Genomic DNA, 11,975 nt, shown 5'->3' on the forward strand with positions numbered 1-11,975 from the left:
GCACGCTGGTTTGGTTTATCAACCTCGAAACCGGTCACAGCTGCCCACGAAACTCGATTTCGCGATCCGTGGGCACTCTCGTTTGGTTTCCTCGGAAAGCTACCCTCGGACGGTCAGAAAATGCCCTCTCAGAATCGCGTTTAAGAGCCTCCCACCCACTAGCCCACACCAATTACTCATTCTGCGATCCCAACCGCTTAAACGGCCGTGTAATGGCTTTCCCGCAATCTAGCCGAATTCGACCAAACTAGGTGACCGAAAACCTCCAGCCGAAAACCTCAATGGCAAGCCCAAACTGGTCACCTGGTTTGGTCTGCACTCTGACTCCCCTCAAAAGGGCACAATTTGGTCAATTTCCCAACCTTGTCTTTCAGTCATGGTTAGTGTGGGAACCATGAAGGCAATCTTAGTTTCCCGCACCGGCGGACCAGAGGTGTTGGAGTTCACCGACACTGACGCCCCAAAGCCCACTGATGATCAGGTTTTAGTTGAAGTTGATATGGCTGGCGTCAACTTTATTGATACTTACTATCGCCAGGGTGAATATCACGCTCGCCTGCCGTTTATCCCAGGTTTTGAAGGCACTGGTCGGGTGTTGGAGGATCCGCAGGGGTTGATTGCGGCGGGTACCAAGGTGGCGTGGTGTGATGCCATGGGTTCGTATGCTCAGCAGGTGTGTGTGCCGCGGGATCGCTTGGTGGCGGTTCCCGAGGGCGTGAGTTCGGAAGTGGCTGCGTCGATGTTGATGCAGGGAATCACTGCGCATTATCTAACCAATGGTGTGTATGAGCTTGAAGAGGGCGATTCTTGCCTCATCACTGCTGGCGCGGGTGGTGTTGGATTGTTGGCTACGCAGATGGCGGCGGCCAAGGGAGTGCGCGTGTACAGCGTGGTGTCCACGGATGAAAAAGCTGAGCTTGCTTTGGATGCCGGTGCTTATGAGGTGTTTCGTTATTCCGATAATTTGGCGGAGCAGGTTCGTCGGCACAACGGGGGTCGCGGAGTTGATGTGGTGTATGACGGTGTCGGCCAGTCCACGTTCAATGAGTCCTTAGAGGCTGTTCGTCCGCGCGGCACTGTGTGTTTGTTTGGTGCGGCGTCGGGTCCTGTGGAGCCTTTTGATCCGCAGCTGTTGAACACTCACGGTTCGATCTTCTTGACCCGCCCAAGCATTGGCGCGTGGACGTCTGAGGAGGGCGAATTTGCCAAGCGTGCACAGGCGGTCACGCAGGCCATCGTCGAAGGCACCTTGCGGGTTCGCGTTACTGGCACATATTCGCTTGCCGACGCCTACATCGCCCACCGCGACCTTCAGGCGCGTAGCACGAGCGGTTCTTTGGTCTTGGAAATCCCGAAGGACTAAACACGCATAAAAAGATCCTGGTTAGCCTCGCGGTGAGGTTAGCCAGGATCTTTTCGTCGAAAAGCAAGCTTTTAGAAGAAGGTGGTGGTCCAGCCGAGCATCTCGCCGATGGTCTCAAGGCCGAGGACCGCGTCGACGGACAATGCCACGAAGAGGACTGCCAAGTAGTTGTTGGACAAAATAAACAGCTTCAGAGGCTTGACCTTGCCACCGTTTTTGATGCCGAGGTGCAGCTTGATGGCCATGAACAAGAAGGTGACGCCGGAAATGACGGCGATCGCTGCGTAGATCCAACCAGTTGCTGGGATGAGCAAGAAGGTGGTCAGCACAGTTGCCACGGAGTACCACACGATTTGTGCGGTGACCTGGACTGGGGTGCGCACGACAGGAAGCATTGGGACGCCAGCCGCCTTGTAGTCTTCGCGGTACTTCATGGCCAGAGCCCAGGTGTGAGGTGGGGTCCAGAAGAAAATCACCATGAACAGGACAATTGCCTGCCACCACTGCTGTGGAACGCCTGGCTCAAACTGATCAACGATCACTGCCCAGCCGACGAGCACTGGCATACAACCTGCGGCTCCGCCCCACACGATATTCATGTGCGTGCGGCGCTTCAGCCACTTGGTGTAGACAAAAATGTAGAAGAAAATCGTGATCAACACGAAGATGCCGGCGAGCATCGAATCGCACAGCAGCCACAGCCACAAGAAGCTGGCCACTGTCAGGACCCACGCAAAAATGGAGGCGTCGCGATTACTCACGGTGTGGCGCACCAAAGGGCGAGCCCTAGTGCGTCCCATGCGCTGATCAATATCGGAGTCTGCCACCATGTTGAAGGTGTTGGCGGCGGCCGCACCCATCCAGCCACCGAACACAGTCAGCAAGATGAGCACAATGTTGTTCTCACCGCGTTCAGCCTGAAGCATTGTGGGGATTGTGGCGACAAGGAGGAGTTCAATAACCCTGGGCTTCGTTAGCGCAATATAGGCCTTGATCGTGTCCAAGGGTTCTCCTCCAGAACGTTGCATTTTCAAATCACTCATATATTTAAGTTGTGAGTCCTTATTATTTAAATATCCCTGCGGTGAGTGTGCACCTTGCGTTGAAGGCCCAGACTCTGACAGAAGCGTCAGAGTGTTTACTCAAGACATTTTCTAAGACACACGGCAAATTAGTCGGATGAAGTTAATTAAAAGTTCCCGAATCAATCTTTTTAATGTTTTCAAACCATTTGAAGGTGTGCTGACCCAGGTGGACGCCAACCTTTAAAAAGCTTCAGACTTTTATTTCCACTTCATAAAAACTGCCTGTGACGATTCCGTTAAAGATTGTGCCAAATCACTGCGCAAAACTCGCGCGGAACCAGACCTTGCCATGCTATCGCCTATTCACACTATTTGAGTAATCGGAAATAGATGGGTGTAGACGCTTGATTGGCGGACGGTTCACAGCGGACGATTTCAGGCCCTCGTAGCTCGAGAGTTTGAAGGGGTCCGATTCGTTCCGTTCGTGACGCTTTGTGAGGTTTTTTGACGTTGCACCGTATTGCTTGCCGAACATTTTTCTTTTCCTTTCGGTTTTTCGAGAATTTTCACCTACAAAAGCCCACGTCACAGCTCCCAGACTTAAGATTGATCACACCTTTGACACATTTGAACCACAGTTGGTTATAAAATGGGTTCAACATCACTATGGTTAGAGGTGTTGACGGGTCAGATTAAGCAAAGACTACTTTCGGGGTAGATCACCTTTGCCAAATTTGAACCAATTAACCTAAGTCGTAGATCTGATCATCGGATCTAACGAAAACGAACCAAAACTTTGGTCCCGGTTTAACCCAGGAAGGATTGACCACCTTGACGCTGTCACCTGAACTTCAGGCGCTCACTGTACGCAATTACCCCTCTGATTGGTCCGATGTGGACACCAAGGCTGTAGACACTGTTCGTGTCCTCGCTGCAGACGCTGTAGAAAACTGTGGCTCCGGCCACCCAGGCACCGCAATGAGCCTGGCTCCCCTTGCATACACCTTGTACCAGCGGGTTATGAACGTAGATCCACAGGACACCAACTGGGCAGGCCGTGACCGCTTCGTTCTTTCTTGTGGCCACTCCTCTTTGACCCAGTACATCCAGCTTTACTTGGGTGGATTCGGCCTTGAGATGGATGACCTGAAGGCTCTGCGCACCTGGGATTCCTTGACCCCAGGACACCCTGAGTACCGCCACACCAAGGGCGTTGAGATCACCACTGGCCCTCTTGGCCAGGGTCTTGCATCTGCAGTTGGTATGGCCATGGCTGCTCGTCGTGAGCGTGGCCTATTCGACCCAACCGCTGCTGAGGGCGAATCCCCATTCGACCACCACATCTACGTCATTGCTTCTGATGGTGACCTGCAGGAAGGTGTCACCTCTGAGGCATCCTCCATCGCTGGCACCCAGCAGCTGGGCAACCTCATCGTGTTCTGGGATGACAACCGCATCTCCATCGAAGACAACACTGAGATCGCTTTCAACGAGGACGTTGTTGCTCGTTACAAGGCTTACGGCTGGCAGACCATTGAGGTTGAGGCTGGCGAGGACGTTGCAGCAATCGAAGCTGCAGTGGCTGAGGCTAAGAAGGACACCAAGCGACCTACCTTCATCCGCGTTCGCACCATCATCGGCTTCCCAGCTCCAACTATGATGAACACCGGTGCTGTGCACGGTGCTGCTCTTGGCGCAGCTGAGGTTGCAGCAACCAAGACTGAGCTTGGATTCGATCCTGAGGCTCACTTCGCGATCGACGATGAGGTTATCGCTCACACCCGCTCCCTCGCAGAGCGCGCTGCACAGAAGAAGGCTGCATGGCAGGTCAAGTTCGATGAGTGGGCAGCTGCCAACCCTGAGAACAAGGCTCTGTTCGATCGCCTGAACTCCCGTGAGCTTCCAGCGGGCTACGCTGACGAGCTCCCAACATGGGATGCAGATGAGAAGGGCGTCGCAACTCGTAAGGCTTCCGAGGCTGCACTTCAGGCACTGGGCAAGACCCTTCCTGAGCTGTGGGGCGGTTCCGCTGACCTCGCAGGTTCCAACAACACCGTGATCAAGGGCTCCCCTTCCTTCGGCCCTGAGTCCATCTCCACCGAGACCTGGTCTGCTGAGCCTTACGGCCGTAACCTGCACTTCGGTATCCGTGAGCACGCTATGGGATCCATCCTCAACGGCATTTCCCTCCACGGTGGCACCCGCCCATACGGCGGAACCTTCCTCATCTTCTCCGACTACATGCGTCCTGCAGTTCGTCTTGCAGCTCTCATGGAGACCGACGCTTACTACGTCTGGACCCACGACTCCATCGGTCTGGGCGAAGATGGCCCAACCCACCAGCCTGTTGAAACCTTGGCTGCACTGCGCGCCATCCCAGGTCTGTCCGTCCTGCGTCCTGCAGATGCGAACGAGACCGCCCAGGCTTGGGCTGCAGCACTTGAGTACAAGGAAGGCCCTAAGGGTCTTGCACTGACCCGCCAGAACGTTCCTGTTCTGGAAGGCACCAAGGAGAAGGCTGCTGAAGGCGTTCGCCGCGGTGGCTACGTCCTGGTTGAGGGTTCCAAGGAAACCCCAGATGTGATCCTCATGGGCTCCGGCTCCGAGGTTCAGCTTGCAGTTAACGCTGCGAAGGCTCTGGAAGCTGAGGGCGTTGCAGCTCGCGTTGTTTCCGTTCCTTGCATGGATTGGTTCCAGGAGCAGGACGCAGAGTACATCGAGTCCGTTCTGCCTGCAGCTGTGACCGCTCGTGTGTCTGTTGAAGCTGGCATCGCAATGCCTTGGTACCGCTTCTTGGGCACCCAGGGCCGTGCTGTCTCCCTTGAGCACTTCGGTGCTTCTGCGGATTACCAGACCCTGTTTGAGAAGTTCGGCATCACCACCGATGCAGTCGTGGCAGCGGCCAAGGACTCCATTAACGGTTAATTGCCCTGCTGTTTTTAGCTTCAACCCGGGGCAATATGATTCTCCGGAATTTTATTGCCCCGGGTTGTTGTTGTTAATCGGTACAAAGGGTCTTAAGCACATCCCTTACTTGCCTGCTCTCCTTGAGCACAGTTCAAGAACAATTCTTTTAAGGAAAATTTAGTTTCATGTCTCACATTGATGATCTTGCACAGCTCGGCACTTCCACTTGGCTCGACGACCTCTCCCGCGAGCGCATTACTTCCGGCAATCTCAGCCAGGTTATTGAGGAAAAGTCTGTAGTCGGTGTCACCACCAACCCAGCTATTTTCGCAGCAGCAATGTCCAAGGGCGATTCCTACGACGCTCAGATCGCAGAGCTCAAGGCCGCTGGCGCATCTGTTGACCAGGCTGTTTACGCCATGAGCATCGACGACGTTCGCAATGCTTGTGATCTGTTCACCGGCATCTTCGAGTCCTCCAACGGCTACGACGGCCGCGTGTCCATCGAGGTTGACCCACGTATCTCTGCTGACCGCGACGCAACCCTGGCTCAGGCCAAGGAGCTGTGGGCAAAGGTTGATCGTCCAAACGTCATGATCAAGATCCCTGCAACCCCAGGTTCTTTGCCAGCAATCACCGACGCTTTGGCTGAGGGCATCAGCGTTAACGTCACCTTGATCTTCTCCGTTGCTCGCTACCGCGAGGTCATCGCTGCGTTCATCGAGGGCATCAAGCAGGCTGCTGCAAACGGCCACGACGTCTCCAAGATCCACTCTGTGGCTTCCTTCTTCGTCTCCCGCGTCGACGTTGAGATCGACAAGCGCCTCGAGGCAATCGGATCCGATGAGGCTTTGGCTCTGCGCGGCAAGGCAGGCGTTGCCAACGCTCAGCGCGCTTACGCTGTGTACAAGGAGCTTTTCGACGCCGCCGAGCTGCCTGAAGGTGCCAACACTCAGCGCCCACTGTGGGCATCCACCGGCGTGAAGAACCCTGCGTACGCTGCAACTCTTTACGTTTCCGAGCTGGCTGGTCCAAACACCGTCAACACCATGCCAGAAGGCACCATCGACGCGGTTCTGGAGCAGGGCAACCTGCACGGTGACACCCTGTCCAACTCCGCGGCAGAAGCTGACGCTGTGTTCTCCCAGCTTGAGGCTCTGGGCGTTGACTTGGCAGATGTCTTCCAGGTCCTGGAGACCGAGGGTGTGGACAAGTTCGTTGCTTCTTGGAGCGAACTGCTTGAGTCCATGGAAGCTCGCCTGAAGTAGAATCAGCACGCTGCATCAGTAACGGCGACATGAAATCGAATTAGTTCGATCTTATGTGGCCGTTACACATCTTTCATTAAAGAAAGGATCGTGACACTACCATCGTGAGCACAAACACGACCCCCTCCAGCTGGACAAACCCACTGCGCGACCCGCAGGATAAACGACTCCCCCGCATCGCTGGCCCTTCCGGCATGGTGATCTTCGGTGTCACTGGCGACTTGGCTCGAAAGAAGCTGCTCCCCGCCATTTATGATCTAGCAAACCGCGGATTGCTGCCCCCAGGATTCTCGTTGGTAGGTTACGGCCGCCGCGAATGGTCCAAAGAAGACTTTGAAAAATACGTACGCGATGCCGCAAGTGCTGGTGCTCGTACGGAATTCCGTGAAAATGTTTGGGAGCGCCTCGCCGAGGGTATGGAATTTGTTCGCGGCAACTTTGATGATGATGCAGCTTTCGACAACCTCGCTGCAACACTCAAGCGCATCGACAAAACCCGCGGCACCGCCGGCAACTGGGCTTACTACCTGTCCATTCCACCAGATTCCTTCACAGCGGTCTGCCACCAGCTGGAGCGTTCCGGCATGGCTGAATCCACCGAAGAAGCATGGCGCCGCGTGATCATCGAGAAGCCTTTCGGCCACAACCTCGAATCCGCACACGAGCTCAACCAGCTGGTCAACGCAGTCTTCCCAGAATCTTCTGTGTTCCGCATCGACCACTATTTGGGCAAGGAAACAGTTCAAAACATCCTGGCTCTGCGTTTTGCTAACCAGCTGTTTGAGCCACTGTGGAACTCCAACTACGTTGACCACGTCCAGATCACCATGGCTGAAGATATTGGCTTGGGTGGACGTGCTGGTTACTACGACGGCATCGGCGCAGCCCGCGACGTCATCCAGAACCACCTGATCCAGCTCTTGGCTCTGGTTGCCATGGAAGAACCAATTTCTTTCGTGCCAGCGCAGCTGCAGGCAGAAAAGATCAAGGTGCTCTCTGCGACAAAGCCGTGCTACCCATTGGATAAAACCTCCGCTCGTGGTCAGTACGCTGCCGGTTGGCAGGGCTCTGAGTTAGTCAAGGGACTTCGCGAAGAAGATGGCTTCAACCCTGAGTCCACCACTGAGACTTTTGCGGCTTGTACCTTAGAGATCACGTCTCGTCGCTGGGCTGGTGTGCCGTTCTACCTGCGCACCGGTAAGCGTCTTGGTCGCCGTGTTACTGAGATTGCCGTGGTGTTTAAAGACGCACCACACCAGCCTTTCGACGGCGACATGACTGTATCCCTTGGCCAAAACGCCATCGTGATTCGCGTGCAGCCTGATGAAGGTGTGCTCATCCGCTTCGGTTCCAAGGTTCCAGGTTCTGCCATGGAAGTCCGTGACGTCAACATGGACTTCTCCTACTCAGAATCCTTCACTGAAGAATCACCTGAAGCATACGAGCGCCTCATTTTGGATGCGCTGTTAGATGAATCCAGCCTCTTCCCTACCAACGAGGAAGTGGAACTGAGCTGGAAGATTCTGGATCCAATTCTTGAAGCATGGGATGCCGATGGAGAACCAGAGGATTACCCAGCGGGTACGTGGGGTCCAAAGAGCGCTGATGAAATGCTTTCCCGCAACGGTCACACCTGGCGCAGGCCATAATTTAGGGGCAAAAAATGATCTTTGAACTTCCGGATACCACCACCCAGCAAATTTCCAAGACCCTAACTCGACTGCGTGAATCGGGCACCCAGGTCACCACCGGCCGAGTGCTCACCCTCATCGTGGTCACTGACTCCGAAAGCGATGTCGCTGCAGTTACCGAGTCCACCAATGAAGCCTCGCGCGAGCACCCATCTCGCGTGATCATTTTGGTGGTTGGCGATAAAACTGCAGAAAACAAAGTTGACGCAGAAGTCCGTATCGGTGGCGACGCTGGTGCTTCCGAGATGATCATCATGCATCTCAACGGACCTGTCGCTGACAAGCTCCAGTATGTCGTCACACCACTGTTGCTTCCTGACACCCCCATCGTTGCTTGGTGGCCAGGTGAATCACCAAAGAATCCTTCCCAGGACCCAATTGGACGCATCGCACAACGACGCATCACTGATGCTTTGTACGACCGTGATGACGCACTAGAAGATCGTGTTGAGAACTATCACCCAGGTGATACCGACATGACGTGGGCGCGCCTTACCCAGTGGCGGGGACTTGTTGCCTCCTCATTGGATCACCCACCACACAGCGAAATCACTTCCGTGAGGCTGACCGGTGCAAGCGGCAGTACCTCGGTGGATTTGGCTGCAGGCTGGTTGGCGCGGAGGCTGAAAGTGCCTGTGATCCGCGAGGTGACAGATGCTCCCACCGTGCCAACCGATGAGTTTGGTACTCCACTGCTGGCTATCCAGCGCCTGGAGATCGTTCGCACCACCGGCTCGATCATCATCACCATCTATGACGCTCATACCCTTCAGGTAGAGATGCCGGAATCCGGCAATGCCCCATCGCTGGTGGCTATTGGTCGTCGAAGTGAGTCCGACTGCTTGTCTGAGGAGCTTCGCCACATGGATCCAGATTTGGGCTACCAGCACGCACTATCCGGCTTGTCCAGCGTCAAGCTGGAAACCGTCTAAGGAGAAATACAACACTATGGTTGATGTAGTACGCGCACGCGATACTGAAGATTTGGTTGCACAGGCTGCCTCCAAATTCATTGAGGTTGTTGAAGCAGCAACTGCCAATAATGGCACCGCACAGGTAGTGCTCACCGGTGGTGGCGCCGGCATCAAGTTGCTGGAAAAGCTCAGCGTTGATGCGGCTGACCTTGCCTGGGATCGCATTCATGTGTTCTTCGGCGATGAGCGCAATGTCCCTGTCAGTGATTCTGAGTCCAATGAGGGCCAGGCTCGTGAGGCACTGTTGTCCAAGGTTTCTATCCCTGAAGCCAACATTCACGGATATGGTCTCGGCGACGTAGATCTTGCAGAGGCAGCCCGCGCTTACGAAGCTGTGTTGGATGAATTCGCACCAAACGGCTTTGATCTTCACCTGCTCGGCATGGGTGGCGAAGGCCATATCAACTCCCTGTTCCCTCACACCGATGCAGTCAAGGAATCCTCCGCAAAGGTCATCGCGGTGTTTGATTCCCCTAAGCCTCCTTCAGAGCGTGCAACTCTAACCCTTCCTGCGGTTCACTCCGCAAAGCGCGTGTGGTTGCTGGTTTCTGGTGCGGAGAAGGCTGAGGCAGCTGCGGCGATCGTCAACGGTGAGCCTGCTGTTGAGTGGCCTGCTGCTGGAGCTACCGGATCTGAGGAAACGGTATTGTTCTTGGCTGATGATGCTGCAGGAAATCTCTAAGCAGCGCCAGCTCTAACAAGAAGCTTTAACAAGAAGCTCTAACGAAAAGCACTAACAAACTAATCCGGGTGCGAACCTTCATCTGAATCGATGGAGGTTCGCACCCGGATTTTTGGCTCAGCGTTAGATTCTCACCCTAAAACCGCGCACTTAAAAAGGTTAGCTTTCTATACGTGCACCGCCTCTTTGATTGGTTCATGCGAGGCGATCCGAAAGTCTTCGCTGTACAGCGGCGAGGTGTTTCCGACCGCTAGTTGTGCTGCGAGTTCGCCATAAGCTGGAGAGAGCTTGAAGGCGTGTCCGGATCCTCCGGTGAGCACAATGACATTGTCAACCGCGTCGATAATTGGAGATTTGTCTGCAGTGTAGGTGTCATAGTGGACGCTGAAACGGTTGGGCTCTGGGTTGACCCCGGGGAAGAGTTCGTGGGTTTTCCGACCAAATTCAGAGACTGCGTCCCGGTCGAGGCGGAGATCTTCATCTTCTACATGTGCGCTTAACCTGGATCCACCGATGTGATTCAGGTGTAACGGCGTGGGAAAATAGGAAATGCCCTCCTGAACTGGAAGAATCAAGCTTGCTTAGAGTCCTGATTCACCTGCCAGAAAGGCACCTCACAGGTGCAATTATTACACAACCCCACAGCGATGTCCGCATCCTTTGATGACCCCAACCTCATCTCGCTTGCTGGACTGGTTCCAACCATGCACTTAGCCGATGCTGCCAGCCTGTCCACCTTGGCCCAGGACCGGTTGAGCATCACCGGTGATAAAGGTGCCAATGCTGGTGCGAAGATCGCCTCCCTAGTCGCGGGCATGGTCGCCGGTGCTGATTCCATCGATGACATGGATGTACTCCGCCACGGAGGTATGCGCCGACTTTTCGACCGGATCTACGCCCCATCCACATTGGGGTCTTTTCTGCGGGCCTTCACTTTCGGCCACGTACGCCAACTCGATGCTGTGGCCTCCCGATTCCTGGTCAACCTGGCCAGGCAGGCACCACACCTGGTGCCACCACCACCGGCAGGCAGTGGCGGTAACGGGTATGTGTTCGTTGATGTTGATGACACCATCATTGAAGTCCACGGCCACACCAAACAAGGTGCCGGCTTTGGTTACTCCGGTATCCGTGGACTCAACGCCTTGCTGGCCACGGTCACCACCGCACAGTCCGCCCCCATCATTGTGGGCCAACGATTGCGGAAAGGATCGTGTGGTTCCCCACGAGGGGCCCACCGCCTGATCGCCGATGCGATGACCACCACCAGGCGCCTGCCCGGGATGGAGGATAAGAAAATCCTCGTCCGGGCAGATTCGGCGTATTATGGTCATCCCAGTGTCAGTGTGGCCCTAAGGTCCGGTGCGGATGTGTCCGTCACGGTGCGGATGACCCCGAACGTCAAGAAAGCGATCGTCGCGATCCCGGAAGATGCGTGGCAGACGATTCAGTACACCGATGCGATCTTCGATGAGGCATCACAATCGTGGATCTCCTTAGCCCAGGTCGCCGAAGTGCCTTTCACCGCGTTTACCTCCCGGAAGAAGGCCGACCATGTTCCCGGACGCTTGGTGGTACGCCGGATTCCTGAGCTGAATAAGAAGGATGTGTATCAGCCGGGCTTGTTTGATCTTCACCGCTTCCATGCGGTCTTCACCACCGCCGACCCAGGCGTGCTGGATACTGTTGCTGCGGATAAAACCCACCGTCAGCACGCGATCATTGAACAGGTCAACGCAGACTTGAAGGCAAGCGCGTTGGCGCATCTGCCGTCGGGGACGTTCACCGCCAACAGTGCCTGGCTCGTATGCGCGGTCATGGCGTTTAATCTCACCCGTGCCACCGGGGTTATCGCTGCAGGCGGGATGGCCAAGGCCACCACCGCGACGATCCGGCGGACACTGATGGCCGTTCCAGCCCGGGTCGCCCGCAGGTCCCGCCGACTGGTGCTCCACCTTCCCGAGGGGTGGACGTGGCAACCACAGTGGCAGAAACTGTTTGATCACGGCCATTCACCACCGTAACCGGTAGCTCCCTGACCACCCAGCCGAGCTTTCGGCGTGAG

At 55.4% G+C, this 11,975-nt stretch carries 8 protein-coding genes and 1 pseudogene; 7 read left to right on the forward strand and 2 right to left on the reverse strand.

Annotation, left to right across the window (positions count from 1 at the left end; all coding sequences use genetic code 11):
- Positions 1 to 394: 394 nt before the first annotated feature.
- Complete coding sequence (locus tag CGL_RS07860) at positions 395 to 1,363, forward strand: quinone oxidoreductase family protein (protein WP_020948586.1); 969 nt, start codon at positions 395 to 397, stop codon at positions 1,361 to 1,363.
- A gap of 71 nt (positions 1,364 to 1,434) precedes the next feature.
- Here the strand turns inward: CGL_RS07860 and CGL_RS07865 are convergent, their stop codons facing one another.
- Positions 1,435 to 2,367 (reverse strand): heme o synthase, encoded by a 933-nt coding sequence (locus CGL_RS07865; protein WP_020948587.1) that lies wholly within the window; start codon positions 2,365 to 2,367, stop codon positions 1,435 to 1,437.
- A gap of 852 nt (positions 2,368 to 3,219) precedes the next feature.
- On the opposite strand from CGL_RS07865, the gene tkt reads away from it, so the two are divergent.
- The 5 genes from tkt (at position 3,220) to pgl (ending at position 9,910) form a co-directional block, all read left to right on the forward strand.
- Positions 3,220 to 5,313 carry a transketolase gene (gene tkt, locus CGL_RS07870; protein ID WP_172820728.1) on the forward strand — a complete coding sequence of 698 codons (2,094 nt, stop codon included), beginning with the start codon at positions 3,220 to 3,222 and terminating at the stop codon, positions 5,311 to 5,313.
- Between the two features lie 167 nt (positions 5,314 to 5,480).
- Entirely contained in the window at positions 5,481 to 6,563 is a 1,083-nt protein-coding gene (tal, locus tag CGL_RS07875) for a transaldolase (RefSeq protein WP_003856053.1), read from the forward strand.
- Positions 6,564 to 6,667: 104 nt separating this feature from the next.
- The gene (gene zwf, locus CGL_RS07880; protein WP_011014457.1) at positions 6,668 to 8,212 is read left to right on the forward strand and encodes a glucose-6-phosphate dehydrogenase; all 1,545 of its coding nucleotides are present in this window, start codon (positions 6,668 to 6,670) and stop codon (positions 8,210 to 8,212) included.
- 14 nt (positions 8,213 to 8,226) lie between these two features.
- Positions 8,227 to 9,186, forward strand: coding sequence for a glucose-6-phosphate dehydrogenase assembly protein OpcA (locus CGL_RS07885; RefSeq protein WP_011014458.1), 960 nt, complete (start codon positions 8,227 to 8,229; stop codon positions 9,184 to 9,186).
- 16 nt (positions 9,187 to 9,202) lie between these two features.
- Complete coding sequence (gene pgl / locus CGL_RS07890) at positions 9,203 to 9,910, forward strand: 6-phosphogluconolactonase (protein WP_003862263.1); 708 nt, start codon at positions 9,203 to 9,205, stop codon at positions 9,908 to 9,910.
- A 167-nt stretch (positions 9,911 to 10,077) separates the two neighbouring features.
- Here the strand turns inward: pgl and CGL_RS07895 are convergent.
- Positions 10,078 to 10,419: pseudogene (locus CGL_RS07895) on the reverse strand (FAD-dependent oxidoreductase); the annotation flags it as partial.
- A 111-nt stretch (positions 10,420 to 10,530) separates the two neighbouring features.
- On the opposite strand from CGL_RS07895, the gene CGL_RS07900 reads away from it, so the two are divergent.
- On the forward strand, positions 10,531 to 11,934 hold the full coding sequence (locus CGL_RS07900) for an IS1380-like element IS1677 family transposase (RefSeq protein WP_010991835.1): 1,404 nt from the start codon (positions 10,531 to 10,533) through the stop codon (positions 11,932 to 11,934).
- The last annotated feature ends 41 nt before the right edge of the window (positions 11,935 to 11,975 follow it).

The organism is Corynebacterium glutamicum ATCC 13032 (assembly GCF_000011325.1).
GTDB lineage: Bacteria > Actinomycetota > Actinomycetes > Mycobacteriales > Mycobacteriaceae > Corynebacterium > Corynebacterium glutamicum.